Source organism: Photobacterium sp. S4TG1, from assembly GCF_036040035.1.
GTDB lineage: Bacteria > Pseudomonadota > Gammaproteobacteria > Enterobacterales > Vibrionaceae > Photobacterium.
Map to the genome: position 1 here is coordinate 175,763 of NZ_JAYXUH010000006.1, position 18,137 is coordinate 193,899.

Annotated in this window: 17 protein-coding genes and 1 pseudogene; 6 read left to right on the plus strand and 12 right to left on the minus strand. The window is 34.3% G+C overall.

The annotated features are described in order from the left end of the window. Window positions 1-89: 89 nt before the first annotated feature. The 7 genes from VXS03_RS10200 to VXS03_RS10230 all read right to left on the minus strand — a co-directional run bounded on the left by VXS03_RS10200 (window position 90) and on the right by VXS03_RS10230 (window position 4,997). A complete protein-coding gene (locus VXS03_RS10200; protein WP_080176461.1) occupies window positions 90-305 on the minus strand; it encodes a hypothetical protein in 216 nt (71 codons plus the stop codon). A gap of 196 nt (window positions 306-501) precedes the next feature. Beyond that, a complete protein-coding gene (locus VXS03_RS10205) occupies window positions 502-1,890 on the minus strand; it encodes an MDR family MFS transporter (RefSeq protein WP_327763597.1) in 1,389 nt (462 codons plus the stop codon). Between the two features lie 128 nt (window positions 1,891-2,018). After that, window positions 2,019-2,816: a Cof-type HAD-IIB family hydrolase gene (locus VXS03_RS10210; RefSeq protein ID WP_327763598.1), complete on the minus strand. Its 798-nt coding sequence runs from the start codon at window positions 2,814-2,816 to the stop codon at window positions 2,019-2,021. Window positions 2,817-3,032: 216 nt separating this feature from the next. Next, the gene (locus tag VXS03_RS10215; protein ID WP_327763599.1) at window positions 3,033-3,212 is read right to left on the minus strand and encodes a hypothetical protein; all 180 of its coding nucleotides are present in this window, start codon (window positions 3,210-3,212) and stop codon (window positions 3,033-3,035) included. A 110-nt stretch (window positions 3,213-3,322) separates the two neighbouring features. Beyond that, the gene (locus VXS03_RS10220) at window positions 3,323-4,135 is read right to left on the minus strand and encodes a Cof-type HAD-IIB family hydrolase (protein ID WP_327763600.1); all 813 of its coding nucleotides are present in this window, start codon (window positions 4,133-4,135) and stop codon (window positions 3,323-3,325) included. 139 nt (window positions 4,136-4,274) lie between these two features. Continuing rightward, window positions 4,275-4,517 (minus strand): hypothetical protein, encoded by a 243-nt coding sequence (locus VXS03_RS10225; RefSeq protein ID WP_327763601.1) that lies wholly within the window; start codon window positions 4,515-4,517, stop codon window positions 4,275-4,277. A gap of 9 nt (window positions 4,518-4,526) precedes the next feature. Further along, the gene (locus VXS03_RS10230) at window positions 4,527-4,997 is read right to left on the minus strand and encodes a DUF417 family protein (RefSeq protein ID WP_327763602.1); all 471 of its coding nucleotides are present in this window, start codon (window positions 4,995-4,997) and stop codon (window positions 4,527-4,529) included. A 133-nt stretch (window positions 4,998-5,130) separates the two neighbouring features. Between VXS03_RS10230 and VXS03_RS10235 the strand changes: the two genes are divergently transcribed. After that, entirely contained in the window at window positions 5,131-5,697 is a 567-nt protein-coding gene (locus tag VXS03_RS10235; RefSeq protein ID WP_327763603.1) for a TetR/AcrR family transcriptional regulator, read from the plus strand. A gap of 537 nt (window positions 5,698-6,234) precedes the next feature. On the opposite strand, the gene VXS03_RS10240 is transcribed toward VXS03_RS10235, so the two are convergent. After that, on the minus strand, window positions 6,235-7,074 hold the full coding sequence (locus tag VXS03_RS10240; protein ID WP_327763604.1) for a class I SAM-dependent methyltransferase: 840 nt from the start codon (window positions 7,072-7,074) through the stop codon (window positions 6,235-6,237). Between the two features lie 478 nt (window positions 7,075-7,552). Here VXS03_RS10240 and VXS03_RS10245 point away from each other — a divergent pair, with 478 nt between their 5' ends. Then, window positions 7,553-8,788: an SGNH/GDSL hydrolase family protein gene (locus tag VXS03_RS10245; RefSeq protein WP_327763605.1), complete on the plus strand. Its 1,236-nt coding sequence runs from the start codon at window positions 7,553-7,555 to the stop codon at window positions 8,786-8,788. A gap of 64 nt (window positions 8,789-8,852) precedes the next feature. Here the strand turns inward: VXS03_RS10245 and VXS03_RS10250 are convergent, their stop codons facing one another. Then, window positions 8,853-9,419 (minus strand): beta/gamma crystallin-related protein, encoded by a 567-nt coding sequence (locus VXS03_RS10250; RefSeq protein WP_327763606.1) that lies wholly within the window; start codon window positions 9,417-9,419, stop codon window positions 8,853-8,855. Window positions 9,420-9,652: 233 nt separating this feature from the next. On the opposite strand from VXS03_RS10250, the gene poxB reads away from it, so the two are divergent. After that, complete coding sequence (gene poxB, locus VXS03_RS10255; protein WP_327763607.1) at window positions 9,653-11,371, plus strand: ubiquinone-dependent pyruvate dehydrogenase; 1,719 nt, start codon at window positions 9,653-9,655, stop codon at window positions 11,369-11,371. 61 nt (window positions 11,372-11,432) lie between these two features. Here poxB and VXS03_RS10260 read toward each other — a convergent pair whose 3' ends face one another. Then, a complete protein-coding gene (locus VXS03_RS10260; protein ID WP_327763608.1) occupies window positions 11,433-12,596 on the minus strand; it encodes an alpha-hydroxy acid oxidase in 1,164 nt (387 codons plus the stop codon). A 394-nt stretch (window positions 12,597-12,990) separates the two neighbouring features. On the opposite strand from VXS03_RS10260, the gene VXS03_RS10265 reads away from it, so the two are divergent. Further along, a complete protein-coding gene (locus VXS03_RS10265) occupies window positions 12,991-14,967 on the plus strand; it encodes a putative Ig domain-containing protein (RefSeq protein ID WP_327763609.1) in 1,977 nt (658 codons plus the stop codon). A gap of 107 nt (window positions 14,968-15,074) precedes the next feature. On the opposite strand, the gene VXS03_RS10270 is transcribed toward VXS03_RS10265, so the two are convergent. Continuing rightward, window positions 15,075-15,281, minus strand: a complete 207-nt coding sequence (locus VXS03_RS10270) for a hypothetical protein (protein ID WP_327763610.1) — start codon at window positions 15,279-15,281, stop codon at window positions 15,075-15,077. Window positions 15,282-15,623: 342 nt separating this feature from the next. Between VXS03_RS10270 and VXS03_RS10275 the strand changes: the two genes are divergently transcribed. Both VXS03_RS10275 and VXS03_RS10280 read left to right on the plus strand, forming a co-directional pair. After that, window positions 15,624-16,436, plus strand: a complete 813-nt coding sequence (locus VXS03_RS10275; protein WP_327763611.1) for a peptidylprolyl isomerase — start codon at window positions 15,624-15,626, stop codon at window positions 16,434-16,436. A gap of 37 nt (window positions 16,437-16,473) precedes the next feature. Further along, window positions 16,474-17,451 (plus strand): HupE/UreJ family protein, encoded by a 978-nt coding sequence (locus VXS03_RS10280; RefSeq protein WP_327763612.1) that lies wholly within the window; start codon window positions 16,474-16,476, stop codon window positions 17,449-17,451. Between the two features lie 287 nt (window positions 17,452-17,738). On the opposite strand, the pseudogene VXS03_RS10285 reads toward VXS03_RS10280, so the two are convergent. Then, window positions 17,739-18,137 (minus strand): annotated as a pseudogene (locus VXS03_RS10285) (DUF3307 domain-containing protein); the annotation flags it as partial.

Genomic DNA, 18,137 nt, shown 5'->3' on the forward strand with positions numbered 1-18,137 from the left:
ACGCTGCACGCTTAAAGGTTCAATGTGGGTAATAAATTGCAGACAAAAAATAGCGACGCAATCTGTATTATTACGCCGCTAGTAATATTTTACTTACTTTCAGATGTATAGCTGGAATATGAGCAGTAATAGCAACCATTTGATTGAGGATATATCTTTTTAGCCGCCTCTAATGCTGTACTACAAGCCGTGTGATAACCAAGTGCATCACAATTTTTCAAACCAGGGCTATGGCTACATGTTGCTGTATGAATTTCATGATCGCCGTTATCTTGCGCATTTTTATCAACATAAAACAAACTCATAATCACCTCTGAATATTAGTATTCTTGAATAAAGACATTACTCCTATCAAATTAAAGGAGATACTCAATAATCCTAATAGTTAGATTTGTATCACTTTCAGTTAACGACATTCACCCCTAAATAATAATACTGTGACTAATTCGTTTTATTTAGCAATTACCCTCTGGTTTTCTATCACGTTATTTCAAGCGACTTTTACTCAGAATCAAACTCAACTTCATCAGATAATGGACGTTTCTTTAATGCGAACGCTGCTAAAATAAGCGCAATAACTGCGACAACAGCCATCATAAGATACGTTGAATTAAACCCTGATGCTAACAATTGACTATCTACACCAGCTAACCCATTGCTACTGCTTGCCAACACATTGTCAGGCAATTGAAAATGAAAAATCGCAGAACATACTGCGACCCCAATAGCACCACCCAACTCACGCCCAAAATTAAACAACGACATACCAATACCACGATCTCGTGGCGGTAATACGTTTTGTACAACCACACTTAAAGCTGGCAAGGTAAAGCCAAGTCCAAGGCCGGCAAAAATAAGCGCTATTTTCACTTCAAAATCAAAATGTAATTGCCATAAAGCCAATGACGCCATTAAAAATCCGAGCATCACGAAAATCTTATAATTACCCCACCGTGCAATTAACTTACCGCCAATAAATGCACCAGTCGTAATACTAAACATAAAGATCATCATAAATAATCCGCTCTCTGATGCCGTCAGCCCTTTTTGCCATTGAAGCTGCAAAGGAAAATACACTAACACTGCAAACATCAATAACTGTGAACATAAAATCAAACTCACACTAACTAAATAACCAGGTAAACGTGCTAGACGAGCAGGAAGAATCGGATCTTTCGCAAATTTTTCAACAATGTAAAGTAAGATAAATGATAATAATAACGCACCTGACAACCAATCTATAGGCAGTTGTGACTCAGGAGATAACAGTAACAACACCAATGTCGTCACACAGATAAGTAACGCAGCCCCTTTCCAGTCAAAGGGTGACTTTCGACCTTTACTTAAATGAGATAAAGTACGATTAACCATCAATAAAGCCAGTAAACCTAATGGTAAATTGACCCAAAAGATCCAGCGCCAGTTAAGATGCTCAGCAAAAAAGCCCCCCAATAGCGGTCCGGCAATACTAGATACGGCATAAACAATGGATATATAGCCTTGATATTTACCCACAATACGAGCAGGAATACTGTCTGCTATCACCGTAAATGCTAATGCTATTAGGCCACCACCACCAAGACCTTGTAAAACACGACTTGCAATTAATTGACCTAACGTCTCAGATAAACCACATGCAGTTGATCCCAACATGAATAAAACAATACTCACATTGAGCATTTTAACACGACCAAAAATATCGCTTAATTTACCGTATACAGGAAGAACGGCAGTCGCCGCTAATAAATAGGCGGTAACCACCCACGTTAATGCTTGTCCTGCGTTAAGATCCTGACCAATAATGGATAACGGTGTAGTAACAATACTTTTTTCTAACGATCCTAAAGCAATAACAAGTGCGACACTGGCAAATATGCGTTGGGGTGACATTCCTTTCCCTTTATTTAAGTATAAAAATACAACTCACAGCGTTGCTTTATTATATTTAAAAACATCATCATCAAAATGATTTGAATAATTTGTTAATATCCATATAAAATCAACACCCTGTGAAAATTTTAGCTTAATACTCTCTCTTTAATAACGGTCATTACACCTTGGTCATTATTACTTGGTGCATGAAAGCGTGCTAGTTGTTTAATTTCTGGATGCGCATTATCCATCGCATAACTAAAATAAGTTTCTTTCAGCATTTCCACATCATTTAAGAAATCACCAAAACTCATACTTTCTTCAAATGTAAAATCGAAAATACGTTGTAATTCTTTAATTGCTGCACCTTTAGAGGCCGTTTTGTGCATCACATCAAGCCATACTTTAGCACTGATCACGACCTGGTGAGTTTGAGCATATAATGGTGCAATAATTGGGTATACCAGCGGCTCTGTGCCGTTAAAATTAAGTACCGCAATCTTAATGAATTCATCATCTACAGCTAATAAATCATCTACAAATTCAAGATTATGGTAATATTTTTTAATTTCTTCTAACGCATGTGCATCGGTTGTTTCAGTATAAGCAGAGTTTTTACCGCAGAGGACAATGAAGGTATTATCAATCGTTTTAATGCTATTAATAATAGTATGAATTTCAGGGGTAGGAATGGTAGAACTGTAGAGTTCTTTTCCTTGATACATCACTAATGTGCCGTTTTCAGCAATAAATAACATCTTATTCTTAATCGGCTCAAACGTATTTGCTAAGCTCTGATACTGGCGACCAGATGCAGCAGCAAAGAGAATGTTTTTAGCATCAAGTTGATTAAACACATCATAAAAATCAGCAGGAAGTACTTTCTCATCGCTCAGTAACGTGCCATCCATGTCTGTTGCGATAAATTTGATTGGAGATGTCATAAACAGTAATTATTCCAACATTTTATTAATGATGAATATTCTACCTGTTAATGACGTTAATTTTAATCAAAAAGCCAATGCCTCGAGCTGTAAAAGCTGATCTACATTAAATAATGTGCTCATAACTTATCGTAAAGTGAACACATAATATCAACTTTCTTCCGTTAAATGCAAAAAACACCATTACATTACATAATGGTGTTTTCAACAAAACGATTAGTGATGGTTGGTGTTCCTTTTTTTATTTGATGTTGGTTTTACTTCTGCAATACAACAGCCCCCGATATTTTCTTTTTTTGCTTTTAGGTATAACTGGATAAATAAAAAGAACATAAAGAATAAAAAAACAGCAACAGAAATAATGACATATAAAGGAAATAGTTCATCAGTATTCATTAAATGCTCCTTAGCTATGCAACATATAACAACCTAAATAAGAATGTAATTCATTATCAATATTTGTCAATGGAATTTACTGTCTTATTTAGATTATCAATACATACTAACTATTCTTTTTCGTTACAACGTAACACCTGTTGCTTAATGACAGTAATAACCCCCTGTTGGTTGTTACTTGGCGCAATAAATCGAGCTAATTTCTTGATTTCAGGATGAGCATTGCCCATAGCGTAACTAAAATAAGTTTCATTAAGCATCTCTACATCATTAAAGAAATCACCAAAACTCATACTATTTTCAAACGTAAATCCAAATTGATCACGCATAGCTTTAATAGCTTGCCCTTTTGATGCTTGCTTATCCATAAAGTCTAACCATGTTTTACCACTCACAACTACTTGGTGTGTTGACGCAAATAAAGGGGCAACACAAGGATAAACATGCTCTTCAGTACCGTTAAAGTTCAATACTGATATTTTAATCACTTCATCATCAACATCTAATAAATCATCAACAAACATAATATGATGACAATACTTCATGATTTCTTGCTGAGCTTGCTTATCTTTGGTCTCTGTATAAGCTGATTTTTTACCACATAAAACAATATGACTATTTTCGACAGCACGGACGGTATTTATAATAATATCAGTTTCATTTTTAGGGATCGTTGCACTGTAAAGCTCTTTACCTTGATACATCACCAAAGTGCCATTTTCGGCAATAAAAAGTATGCGATCCTTAATAGACTCAAACATTTTTAATAAAGTGAAATATTGTCGCCCAGACGCAGCCGCAAATAAAATATTTTTTTCATCTAGTGCATTAAAAACACTCAGAAAATCATGCGGTAACTCATTCATATCATTGAGTAAAGTACCATCCATATCAGTTGCAATAAATTGTATAGGTAACACCATTACTATTATGACTCCGATTATATTTACATTAATTGAATGACTATATATTACCTCTAAATTTGCTATGGTCATATAACTGCGACACTCCTAATATTCAAAGAGTGCCGCTTTATATTATAGAATAGTCTTATTTTTATAATTACTTATCTGCTGCTGATAGTAGTTTTTCTTGAAAACTAAGCATTGTCACCTTCTGCTTTATTAATACTCCAGAATGTGATTTATCAATTGATGATTTCTTCATGTATCTTTGTAACATAATAGTATTAGTAGTCGGTTTATCAAAACTAATGGTTCCCATAAAATCACCATCTTTTGCTGATGCAGTATAAGAAACTAAACTAATAACCGTAATTAAAAAAGCATTTATAACGTATTTCATAATAATCTCCTATTGTGATTTATGAGCTAATAATTTTTTATTGTGTTCGACAACCATTATTGCTATGGCTAAAAAGAGAATGTCTTTGACTAAAAAGAAGTTCGCTACAGGAACACTATCCACTATTTTCCAAGTATTGGGTGTCGTAAATAAGAAACTAAGTGTCACTATAAAAATAGCGCTAGCGATAAGGCCAGAAAAATAACCTACTCTAGGATTAAAGAAACCATAAATAAGGCCAATTGCCACTACTATCTCACTTAAACCAACCAGATTAGACACGGTTTGAACCGAAAAAAAGTGATATGTCCAACCCATTAAAGGGTGGTTTTTAATAAGCGGCTCAATTGCTGCAGCTTCTGTTGGCGTAAATTTAAAAATGCCAATCCACAATAAAACTAACACAACACCGAAAACCCCCAATTTATACCCTAAAGTTGTTGCTGGTGGCGATACTGTACTTGTCCTTAAACTATCCATAATTATCCTACCTATCTAAATTGAACTGAACCGTTTAGTTCAATTTAGTGAGTAAGTTAGCATCTGTCAAGAGTTTTGAACTAAACAGTTTATTTTGTTATGATCAATAGAACGACAACAGAGGTGAAAGTTTATGAGTAAACAACAAGAAAAACGATTGAATATTATTAATAAAACAATCACTTTATGCGCGCAATATGGCTTCCATGGCACGAGTATGGATACGATTACGACGGCAACAGGAGTATCAAAAGCAACCATCTATAAGTATTTCACTTCAAAAGAAAACCTTATAAAAGAAGCATTAAATTTATTTAGCGAACGCGCGCTAAATCATCTTAATCTTACTTTCGCAGATCCAACATTAACACTTGAACAAAAACTATCAGAACGATTTGATCTATTAGTCGCATTGGTAAAAGATGATTTATTTAATGGGTGTTATTTTCAATTAGCCTATAGTGAATTTAATCATACTGACGATAACATTGCTGAGATATGCAGTGGCTATAAAAATATGCGTGTCGACATGATCAAAAGATTGTTAATTGAAAATAATATTAAAAATGCAGAACTTAAATCACAGCAAGCAGAATTGATTTTTAATGGCCTACTAGCATCGTTGCAAATAACTAAAAACACTAATCTCATTCCTATGGCAAAAGAAATGTATCTCAATGTTATTTTTAACGATAATTAATAATTTGATTGCTGTTATAAATGCATAATGGCTATCAAAAATCTTTCCATAACAGCATAATCTGATTTATTTCACGTTTGATGTCGATCACATATCAGTAATAATTGTCTTTGATAAATATCATTACAATGGCATAACGATAGGTATAAGTTTATTCGCATACTTGTATAACATCGACAGCCTGATATAGCTATAACGTATAAAATTATAAGTATGCACATGAAAAAAGGACAATTCATATGAAACTTTCTTTTATTTTCTGTTTATTATTTGTTTCAAGTTCGGCTTTCTCTAGCACTGATATTATAAATTCGAAATTCCATAACCCAAATAACAAAAAGATCAGTCAAAAAATAGAAACGCCAATTGTTGTTAACAATAGAGTGCTCAACTCAAAATTTCATCATCCTGGAAATAAAGAACATCATGTTATAAAGAACAGTAAAAATAACTCATTATAAGACTGTTATAAAAAGGAGCCGCGGCAATTACTCACAACACTACGTATAATTGCCCTGCGGCTCCAGCTCTATCACATTACTTTTGGGCACTCACACCCATTAAATGATCAATTTTCTGCACATTTTTAAAGCCAACTGCTTTTAATCGACGAATAACTCCATCAACAAAACCACTGCCTTTCTTCATGATATGCGGATTACCCGTATAATGGAAAAGACGTCCATCTTGACGTAACACACGGTAAATCTCACTATAGAACTCTTCACTGTAAAGTTCACCAGCAAGAGAAAAACGTGGTGGATCGTGAATAACTGCATCAAAAGATATGGAAGGCATTGTCTCAATCAACTCAAAGCTGCTGCCCTGACGTTGTTCAATGCCATCATTGTTCAAATCACGTGACCAAGGATTCTGCGCACGTAAACCCATTACCGATTCACTTAATTCAATCGTTAATACTTTTTTAGCACCTAAACGGTGAGCAGCAATCGCGGCATAACCTAAACCACTACAACAATCGAGAACATTGTCGCCACAGCGAACTGCTTGTTTGGCCATTTCTGACGCACTTTTAAAAGGATCAGTGCCTTTTGAAATGTGCATTTTAACACCACTGATCTCAAGTAGTGGCGCACCTTCTGTTGGTGCTAATTTGTAATAACCCACACTGCGATCTTCTAATGGATCCATATAACCATCATTACAAAGATAAATTCTTTGTGTTTTTTTAACGATTTTTTTCAGATCAGCAATAGAAAGATGATTCTCTTCATCAAGAATTAAGCCTTGATCGTTCACTACAAAGTCTTGCTCAGTAAGATTAAGATCTGTCGATATTCGAACGCTAGAGAGTCCTTTTTTGATGGCATCTAATGCCTGTTGTGCATTTTTTGTATGGAGGTAATAGCCAAGCATAGTTCATTTATCTAATTGGAAACACTGACGGTATTATAACATAAAACACAACCGGCATATCTCCATCGTAACTCACCAAATCACTCCGCTTTACATTAACAATATCATTACCATTTAATAATGCATTTCTACAGATTCATCATCTGTAATGACAATCATAGCTATCATAACAAAACACTTTTTACAGACATTCTTTATTGAAATATCAGTATTCCATTAGATTTAAATCATTCACCATAAGAATATGCAGCAACTGGAACGTTCAGATGTAGATACTATATGACTGATAATCAATACAAATAAAGCTAAAATAATCAATTTATTAGAAGAGTATCCCACTATGGAATATAAAACCTGACTCTTATCAATAGCTCTATTAATGTAACCAAACAATGCAATTATTTACATTGTTTCTATGTGTTAATTATCTCGGTTATTAAAACCCTCGTTAATACAACTCTTAAAATAAAGGACGGTCATGAACAAGGCATATTTACTATTAACGTTATTATTCCCTTTTGCTGCAACTGCTTCTAATAACGTTCAACATATTAAAAACCATTCACCACAGCAAAATTTTGTTCCCTATGCTAACAATACTTACACCTATGTAAAATGTTGGTATCGCACCAGTATTAGCCACGATGAACCAGCAACAGATTGGGTGTGGGCTAAAAATAGTGATAATAGTTATTATAAGCTACCAGGTTATTGGTGGTCGTCTATCTCATTTAAAAATATGTTTTATACTGATGTGTCAAATAAGGCTATAGCACAACGCTGTGCGGCATCTATTGATTCTGATAATAAAAATGCTGATATTACATTCTATGCTTCAGATATAAAGGCATCTTATAGCCACACCATTTGGAGTAATGATACTGCAAATCAAGCTAATACAATCAATAGAATCGTTGCTTTTGGTGATAGTCTTTCAGATACAGGTAATACTTTCAATGGCTCACAATGGCTATTTCCAAATAGTAATAGTTGGTTCCTAGGTCACTTCAGTAACGGTCTTGTTTGGACTGAATATCTCGCCAACGCTAAGCAGCTACCATTATATAACTGGGCCGTCGGTGGTGCCGCAGGTGTAAATGAATATGGTATTCTTACCGGTATTTATGATCAAATTTCATCGTTCAACACATACATGAAATCTGCAAAAAATTATCACATTAAAAATACGTTATTTACTCTAGAATTTGGCCTTAATGATTTTATGAATTACGACCGTAATGTGACTGAAGTAAAAAGTGATTATAGTACAGCTTTGATTCGTTTAACCGATGCGGGTGCCAAAAATATTTTACTAATGACGTTACCAGATGCGAGTAAAGCACCTCAATTTAAATACGCCACCGCAGATAGAGTTGCTTTAGTTAGTCAGCAAATTAAACAATTCAATCTCTTTATAAAAGAACAAGCTGCTTATTATAAACAACAAGGCTTCAATATTACGTTTGTCGACGCATACCAAATATTTGAAAATGTCACTTCTGAGCCAAAAAAATACGGCTTTGTGAATGCAAAAGATGCTTGTATGGATATCAATCGCAGTTCTTCTAAAGATTACCTAATAAGTCATGCGCTTACTAATGATTGCGCGAAACATGGCTCAGACAAATATGTTTTTTGGGGGGTTACTCACCCGACGACAGCAATGCACAAATACATTGCACAACAAATTATTAAAAGTATTTCAATAAACTAAATTGACCAAATAACATTGGCACTAACTCTCGGTTAGTGCCAATTATTTAAACGATTACCCGCAATCAAAAAGTACTTAATATTTTAATAGAACTCACCTGATTATCGAATCCGATTGCGTTAGCATCACCACTATTACGTGTATAAAAACCACCACTATAATTAACACCTTCGTAGAACCGTACTGTCCATCCAATAGGAATATCATAAGATGACATTCGGTTATCAAAATTGTAGACACGCAAATTAGGCACATCATGGGTGATCATGACAGATTCCCCTCTTTGATTATGTTTACTATAAATTGAAATACCATTACGACGGTCAGTATCCATTTCTGAGATAAGAGACGATTCAACACACTTCGCTTCTTTCACTTTACAGAAAATACTACCTTCACCTTGCGATTTTTCACAACGATGCTGTACTTTATATCGGGCCATATCCTCTGTAATCCCTACATCCGCAAAAACATCACGAAATGGTTGTAACGTACACACATAAACGCGGCCGCTATTAGTTCCATTAATGTTGCTATTAAGATTATTTACATTTTTGAACTCAAGATGTAAGTCCGCGTATGAAGCAGTACTGAAACCCAAAAGAATAGTTAAAAAGAATGATTTTTTCATGACTACTTACTCTGATATAGCAAAATAACAAATTACTATAAGGTTAATAAACGAGCAGCATAATAACACCAAGAGGAATCATTTAATATAATACAGTGTTCAAATATTCCTTTTAAATATAAAAAAACAGAAACAACATCCTCTTTATTTTATAAATAAACATTATTACCGACCTTTGCCCCTTAATTAGCTCTTAAATACATTAATTTTATAATATAAAATAAAGGAATATTATGAACATTGCTCAATATATAATTAAACTACTCAGTGCTGCCGGAATAAAACGTATTTGGGGAGTAACTGGAGATTCGTTAAATGGAATTAGTGATAGCTTACGGGCTGATGGCACAATAAAATGGATCGGAACAAGACATGAAGAAGTTGCTGCATTTGCAGCAGGAGCAGAAGCTGAACTCACAGGAGAACTGGCAATTTGTGCTGGATCGTGTGGTCCAGGTAACATGCACTTAATTAACGGTTTATATAATTGTCACCGAAATAAAGTCCCCGTACTTGCTATAGCTTCTGATATCCCCTCATCAGAAGCTGGTAGCCGTTATTTCCAAGAAACAGATCCTCTTCATTTATTTAAACAATGCAGTGTTTTTTGTGAGAAATTAACTCATCCATCTCAAATGCCTTTCATTTTAGAAGCTGCAATGAGGCAAGCTATTTTAAAGAAAGGTGTAAGTGTCATTGTTATTCCAGGTGATATTGCACTACTTGATATGCCAAAAAACACCCCAATAAAATGGCAACGCCCGGCATTACAACAAATCACGCCAGTATTACCTGAATTAATGTTGTGCCAAAAAATTATTAACCAATCATCAAAAATAGTTTTATTTTGTGGTGCAGGCTGTAAAAATTCACACGAACAAGTAATAGCATTAGCGGAAAAATTAAAAGCTCCAATTGTTCATGCTTTAAGGGGCAAAGAACATATTGAATATGATAATCCCTATGATGTGGGTATGACAGGGTTAATTGGTTTTGCTTCTGGTTACCACGCGATGGAAAATGCCGACACTGTGGTTTTACTTGGCACCAGCTTTCCATTTAAGCCGTTCTACCCTAAAGCGGCTAAAATTATTCAGATTGATAATGATCCTGATGCTATTGGTCGGCACACTCAAGTAGATCTTGCGCTTATTAGCGATATAAATCCCACATTATCAGCCCTACTTCCATTAGTGAAAGAAAAAACAGATCATCATTTTCTTGATAAATGTCTTCACCATTACCAAACAACACGCAAAGACTTAGATAATTTAGCCGAGATAAAACCGAAAAGTACACTCATCCACCCTCAAACACTGACAAAAATGCTCAGTGTAAAAGCACAATCAAATGCAGTGTTTACCTGTGATGTTGGAACACCGACATTATGGGCTGCGCGGTATTTCACAATGACCAGTCAACGACGCTTAGTTGGTTCTTTTAATCATGGTTCAATGGCAAATGCTCTAGCACAGTCTATTGGTATTCAAGCCGTAGATACGACTCGCCAAGTCATTGCACTGTGTGGTGATGGCGGATTTTCAATGCTAATGGGCGATCTTCTTACCCTAGTGCCTTATAATCTTCCTATTAAAATCGTTATTATCAATAACAGCTCATTAGGTTTTGTTGATATGGAAATGAAAGCAGCTGGTTTTGTTTCTAACGCAACTAATCTTAATAACCCAAGTTTTGCTGCAATTGCAAATGCTTGTAATATTAAAGGGATCAGCGTAGCCGATCCGCATAAACTAGGTGATGCCATCGATGAATTATTAAATCATAATGGCCCAGCATTGCTTGAAGTGATCACTGATAAAAACGAATTAAGTTTACCGCCAAAAATAAAATTAGCACAAGAGAAAGGCTTTACTATCTACACCTTAAAAGCGCTGTTTAATGGCTATGGTGATGAATTAATTGATATTGTAAAAACAAACTTACTGCGATAACAAATAAAAAGGTGTACTTAGTACACCTTTATCATGCTTACTTATTTATATAAACAATCAACTACCATAGATTCTTAATTTGAGCCAAATGATTAGACAAATCTTGTGGTTTTTCACAACACACTTGTTCCATCACTTGCTGAAGTTGCTTTTTCAGCATATTCATTGCGTGATATCCCCCATTTTGACCAAGTGCACCCACACTGTACATAAAACTACGGCCCATAAATGTAAAATCCATACCCGCAGCTAGCGTACAAGCAATATCAGATCCCTCTCTAATACCACTATCCATCATAATGGTTGTTTGACCTTTACAAGCATTAAGAATTTCAATGCCTTTATTGATGGTTGATGGACCCGCATCAAGTTGACGCCCACCATGATTTGAAACAATGATCCCATCAAGGCCTATTTCTATTGCTTTTTTTGCATCTTCAACAGTAGATAACCCTTTTAGCACTAAGTTACCATCCCATTTATCACGTAACTTACGCACTTTTTCTTCACTTAAACGCCCATTAAATGTTTTATCCATAAACAATGCCAAGTGATGCATATTCATTGAACCAGACATATATTTGGTTAATGATTTAAATTCCGGCTTACCTTTAATTAATGTCTCAAGTGCCCATTCAGGAGACAGCATAATTTGCAGCATGTTTTCAACTGTCATTTTTGGCGGCATAGCCAATCCATTTTTTATTTCTTTAGGGCGATAAGCAAAGGTGGGAACATCTGATAATAAGACTAAGGTTTTAACCCCTGCCGCTTTACAACGAGCAAGTAAGTCATCAGTTATTGCATCATCAACGGGGTGATATAACTGAAACCACATTTTTCCTTCCGTAATTTCCGCGATAGTTTCGATTGATGCCGTTGATACCGTACTCAATACAAAAGGTACATTATGCTCAAAAGCCGCTTTTGCTAAAATCTCAGGAGCTTGCGGCCAAATCAAGCCTTGAAGCCCAACAGGACTTACACCAAATGGGGCATCATACGTTTCACCAAACAATGTAGTTTTTAAAGACACATCCTTATAATCTCTTAAATAATAAGGAATAAGTTCAAGCTTACGAATATCATCAGTATTTCGTCTTAAACCAATTTCATTGTTACAACCGCCATCTACGTATTCAAACGCAAATTTCGGCAATCGTGATTTTGCTTTTTTTCTAAGAAGATCAATGGATGGATATGTAGTATTAAAATAGTCTTTCATGACACTTCCTTTATTATTTTGATTCTATTTTTTATTAGAATTCATAACTGAACTTTATCTTTCTATTCCATATATATCACAAAAAAAATAAACAACTATCACTTTTACACACTATAAGTAAGAATTTACATTTCGAGATTTAATGTATAAAAATAGAATCATCATCAAAATACCATTGTAAAATTCATTGAAAAAAATCGCATCTAAGTTTGATTGAACAAATTACTAATATTTAACTTAATTATTAAATAATAATGCCGATTCCAATAATTTATCAATTACTATTTATTTTATAGAAGCTTTATTATTTTAAATAACAATAACTATAAGATTTGCACAAGGGATAACCAATACACTGCAATGATGTATCACAATTAATACATCGGCACAGAGCATGATTTTAAAGCAACTACTACTAACAACTATAATTATTACCTCTTTATCAGGATGTAATGACAACTCATCTTCAAAAAATATCACGACAACATCACCGAATATCAAACCTGACATTAAACCTGACATTAAACCTGACATTAAACCTGATGTTAAACCTGATGTTAAACCAAATAATAAACCTGAAATTTCTAATGTTATTTTAAATTCAATTTTTAGTGGCCAAATTTTTCAATATCAAATAGAAGCTAAAGATATAGATAATGATACTTTAGTATATACGTTAGACAATGCACCTCCTTGGTTATCAATCAATCCAGCTACAGGTTTATTATCAGGAACACCTCTAGAAAATAATATTGGCATATCTGACTTTAATATTATTGTTTCTGATGGAAAATCCTCTGTATCTCAACCGATATCATTAACCATTACAGCAAATACTACATTAAAAAATTATAATAACCTGCAAGAAGTTATAGTAACCACCAAAATGAATATTCCCCAATCACAAGAATTGACTGGGTATATAACTAATCAGGAAAAATTCCCTGAAACTGATACCGTACGATTTAATAATATTGAATTTACAAATACAAATGGGCAATGGTACATAACAAATCATACTTTTATGCCAATAGAAAATCTTGCTGTCACACACAAAGATAGTCAATCACCAGTATTTTTAACTCTAGACACGCCCGTTTTACCGTACGCAAAAGCAAAAATATCTTTTTCTAATAATAATATAGAAAATATTGAATATGATGATGAACTCATTATGTTTAATCCAAATTTAGATCTAGGCGGTCAAAAAAGTACATGTAGCGATAAAACAAAAACATGTTATAACTCACCTAAAATTGGCCCAGAAAGAGATACTTTTGAGCGAACATTAAGCTATATACATGACTCATTTAATAAAGTTTCTTTTGTTACCGCTATAGAAGATTTCTTTAAAAATAATTGTAGCACCTATGGCCCATGCGTTAGCTATACCGCGGCAAATCCAGCAGGTTTTAGCTACGGCTATCGTAACTATTTATCAATGGGACTTGAAGGTCACAATTTATCGATGCGTGTTATGCGTAATATTTATGCAGCTGAAGGTATGGGCGGCGGTAGTAGTGCAGACATAAGCAATGCTACTTCGCATGGCGGTGGTTGGGCATCGATTTGGGAAAGTTACGTTAATGTAAATGAAAGTGTATATCGTATATTACCAATGCGTACATTATTTCATGAAATAGCTCATGCATATTCATTTAGTCATGAAAGTGGTATGACTTATGGTTTTGCTGACTATATGCACGAAACATATATCCCGCATCAAAACATTGATAATAGTGTAACACCACCACTTCATAGTCCAGATATTTTAATAGATACGAATATAAAAGATAATCATAAAATAGATCTCACTTTTTATGCTAAAAATAAACAATCAACGATCTCTGATATGAATATTCGAGTTGTTAGCAATAAAAATCTATCGTTCTCCACACAAACTTTAGATATAGAAAATAAAAACAAATTATCTATTACTTTTAATAAACTACCAGAGAATCCAGTGTACATTCAGGCATGGGATGCTGATTCAACGTATATAACAACATTGAAATTTGAACCCTATGATCTCGTCCAATCACCAACATACAACATTGGCAATAAGTCTTTCGTTGTATTATCTCCTGAACTATTAAAAGAAAATGATAATGGTTGGTCAATTCGTAATCGTTGCTCACGACCAAAAACGCATTTAGCAACAAAATCTGACTATCAAGAACTATATAATTATTTACATACAAACAATCAACTAAATCAGTTACCGTTTACCCATTATTTATCATCTGATGAACCATCTGGGTATGTTATATGGCAAGTTAATTTTAGCCAAGATCCAATGGGAGCAGAATGGTATGGTATGCATAATATGTTAGGGAAAGACAAAGGATTGATCTGCGTTACAAATAGATAACTTAATTCATATCTGAAAGCCTCATTTAAAATGAGGCTTTTATCAAATATCGTACCGATAAAATTATATCACTATCTCTTCTATACCAATTAAAAACGAAAGAGTAATCAAAATTTATAGTGTTTAAAAAATGTATATATACGCCATCTAACAATGTAAGCTTCCTCGAATTTTTTTTGTTCATACTCTAATTCAGTAAATAATTGAGGCAACTTCTCTTGAGTACCCGAAATAATAGTATGTCTTATTTCATCTAATTTTTTTTGTAATCTATATTTAGGGTGATTTATCTTAAAATAATCTACTGTTTTCATGCCTATTCTTCCATTAAAGCAATTATACCAATCTGGCATTAGAGTCTTTAAGTAGACACGATCTAAGTATAAAAAATTTCACTCTTACACTATTTATTAGCAATTTTAGATAAATCACTTAATTTCACCATCTTTGACATGAGCAATACTAATTAACTTTTACTTTCACACTTAATAACAATAGTTGCCATATCCCCTATCAAATAAGCAAAAAATCACATATTAGCCTTTTAAAACAAAGACAAATTAATGCTGTTGATAATGAAAAACAATCGTATTCATTAGTCATACAGATTGTCTATGTATGCTTATTAGGTATTTTACTAGAAAAGACTCCATGACATGTTAAACACTGTTTTGCTTTGGCTTAAAAAATTCATCAAAGATCCATTTTCACACTTCCTAATAGCAGGTGCGATCCTGTTTATTTGCTATTCGCTCTATCATTCAGACACTTCTTCTACCAATGAAGTAATAATCACACCATCTCAAATCACCCAACAAAAACGTGATGACATAAAATATTTTAGCACCCCACCTTCCCATGTGATGTTAAATAGCGATATAAACCAAGCTATTTTACAACAAATACTTTCTCAAGAAGCACTTAAGCTTGGCTTAGAAAAAGGCGATCCCAACCTTAACGCGATGTTAATGCAACGTTTCATCTCTTATACAACCCAAATAGCTAAAATAAATGCGTCGAATACCACGTTATTACACCGCTATTATGTCGCACATCGTCAAAACTACCGTTATCCAGATATGTATTCGCTTTGCTATCACTTCCTATCACCTCAAGAGCAAGCACATTCAAAACAAGTACCCGCATCTCAACAATGCTTAAGTCGTATCACCAAGCAAGATCTATTATCTAAACTAGGTTCATCGATAGTAACAACTTTAAATACTATCACGCCTAAAACATGGTCTAAGCCAATCAATACTCCATTTGGCCCGATTACCGTTAAATTAATTCAATACAAAAAAGCGGGAATTCTAAACTTTAAAGATGCAAAATCAATGTTAACAAATGACTATACCAATGCTGTTATTCATACAAAAATAGCCGACGTGATAAACAAATACCACATTGAACTTCCCGCTAACTCTGGCATCGTAGTCACAACAAAGACCTTACTTAAAAATGTATAAGCATAACTTTTACACTGCCCTATGTGCTGTTTTATATATGACATTGAATTTGGTGTGGAGCCCACAAGTAGTGGCTCATCCTTATCAACCAGCGGTAGGCTTAATAAGCCAAATAAATAACCATCAATATGAATTAACCCTAAAACTACCCGTTGTGGCTGGAGAACACACTAAAATTACTCCAGTGCTTACAGATGGTGGTAAAATTCATTTACTAAGCACCCAAAATAGTCTTGATGGTTTTGGAATGGATCTACAGCGTTATTTACTGGTATTTCCAACCACAAGCACCGCCCCTGCGATTATATTTCAAGGGTTGAACAATATTCAGCTATTGACGCAAACCACCAGCCAACACGGTCAAATAAAGACCCTAGTACTTTATAAAGACCATAGCCATTTATTATTGGCTGGGAAAGTAAGCACTTGGTCGACCGTAAAGCTATTTGTAACCTTAGGCATAACGCATATTTTAACGGGTATCGACCACCTTATGTTCGTCGCTGGTCTACTGCTATTTACTCGTGATTTTCGTACCTTTTTAAAAGCTATTACATGTTTTACATTGGCACACAGTATTACGTTAAGTTTATCGGCACTTAATTTAATTCAGATACCCGAGCCACCAGTCGAAGCCGGTATTGCGTTGAGTATCTTATTTTTATGCTATGAGTTAACACGGCCTAACGATAAAGATCAACCAACATTGAGCCGACGATTCCCATGGCTGATCTCGTTTTCATTTGGCCTATTACACGGTTTAGGCTTTGCAAGCGCATTAAAAGCTGCGGGACTGCAACAAACCAGCATTCCTTTAGCATTGGCATGTTTTAATGTTGGCGTTGAAATCGGACAGCTTATCTTTCTAAGTATATTATTAACGATATTAAAAATTTGCTCTAAAATTGCGTTTTTCCAGCAACGGATATTTCAACAAGCACCGTTATATATCATGGGAATTATGGCTTCATTTTGGTTTATTCAGCGGATTTACATTGTATTTCACTCAGCTTGAGATGGCTAACTTTCAGATTAAAAGCATTCAAATCTAATTAGCTCAATTAAGAATGGCATGGATGCCACCTTTATATTAGGAAATAGCTAACAGTTTCATTAACTCCGCAATTATAGGGAAATAATGAAAAGACCAATGAGCTAAACTCATACTGAATTGACTCTAGCGAGAAACTTTTAACCATTTGATATACAATAAATAAATGACTTTCTTCGTTACTGAGGACACTTCAGGGACAAAAGTTAATTCTATATGTTTAATTAAGCTCTATAGCAATTGTTTTGTCATCACTTAATTTTCACATCTAAACCAAAGGCCATTAAGGTTCCGACCAAAGTAGTAATCACAACTGATAGCAATGAACCAATCAGTACATATTCAGTCATTCCTCGGTCATTTGATTTATTTAACTCACCAAATCTAAATATTGATTTAGCAGCCAAAACAAAACCAACCGCGGCATAGCTCCCTACAAGAGTAAAAGTCAGAATCAATACTCGTTCTAAATAACCAATTAACTCACCACCAGCAACAAGCCCATTAATACCGATGTTATTTGTATTTGTATCTGATATTGGATACTTTTGTAAGACACTACCAATCACAATCGATGTCGGTTTCAGAATTAGCAAATAGCCAAAAATTATCATAATACAATTTGAAAAATTTTCGTTTTGTAAAATGGT

Excerpts from the sequence above, each read along its gene's own strand:
- VXS03_RS10215 (WP_327763599.1), bottom strand. The coding sequence starts at position 3,212 with ATGAATACTGATGAACTATTTCCTTTATATGTCATTATTTCTGTTGCT.
- VXS03_RS10225 (WP_327763601.1), bottom strand. The coding sequence starts at position 4,517 with ATGAAATACGTTATAAATGCTTTTTTAATTACGGTTATTAGTTTAGTT.
- VXS03_RS10265 (WP_327763609.1), top strand. The coding sequence starts at position 12,991 with ATGATTTTAAAGCAACTACTACTAACAACTATAATTATTACCTCTTTA.
- VXS03_RS10230 (WP_327763602.1), bottom strand. The coding sequence starts at position 4,997 with ATGGATAGTTTAAGGACAAGTACAGTATCGCCACCAGCAACAACTTTA.
- VXS03_RS10240 (WP_327763604.1), bottom strand. The coding sequence starts at position 7,074 with ATGCTTGGCTATTACCTCCATACAAAAAATGCACAACAGGCATTAGAT.
- VXS03_RS10205 (WP_327763597.1), bottom strand. The coding sequence starts at position 1,890 with ATGTCACCCCAACGCATATTTGCCAGTGTCGCACTTGTTATTGCTTTA.
- VXS03_RS10260 (WP_327763608.1), bottom strand. The coding sequence starts at position 12,596 with ATGAAAGACTATTTTAATACTACATATCCATCCATTGATCTTCTTAGA.
- VXS03_RS10210 (WP_327763598.1), bottom strand. The coding sequence starts at position 2,816 with ATGACATCTCCAATCAAATTTATCGCAACAGACATGGATGGCACGTTA.
- VXS03_RS10270 (WP_327763610.1), bottom strand. The coding sequence starts at position 15,281 with ATGAAAACAGTAGATTATTTTAAGATAAATCACCCTAAATATAGATTA.
- VXS03_RS10275 (WP_327763611.1), top strand. The coding sequence starts at position 15,624 with ATGTTAAACACTGTTTTGCTTTGGCTTAAAAAATTCATCAAAGATCCA.
- VXS03_RS10280 (WP_327763612.1), top strand. The coding sequence starts at position 16,474 with ATGACATTGAATTTGGTGTGGAGCCCACAAGTAGTGGCTCATCCTTAT.
- VXS03_RS10245 (WP_327763605.1), top strand. The coding sequence starts at position 7,553 with ATGAACAAGGCATATTTACTATTAACGTTATTATTCCCTTTTGCTGCA.
- poxB (WP_327763607.1), top strand. The coding sequence starts at position 9,653 with ATGAACATTGCTCAATATATAATTAAACTACTCAGTGCTGCCGGAATA.
- VXS03_RS10250 (WP_327763606.1), bottom strand. The coding sequence starts at position 9,419 with ATGAAAAAATCATTCTTTTTAACTATTCTTTTGGGTTTCAGTACTGCT.
- VXS03_RS10200 (WP_080176461.1), bottom strand. The coding sequence starts at position 305 with ATGAGTTTGTTTTATGTTGATAAAAATGCGCAAGATAACGGCGATCAT.
- VXS03_RS10220 (WP_327763600.1), bottom strand. The coding sequence starts at position 4,135 with ATGGTGTTACCTATACAATTTATTGCAACTGATATGGATGGTACTTTA.
- VXS03_RS10235 (WP_327763603.1), top strand. The coding sequence starts at position 5,131 with ATGAGTAAACAACAAGAAAAACGATTGAATATTATTAATAAAACAATC.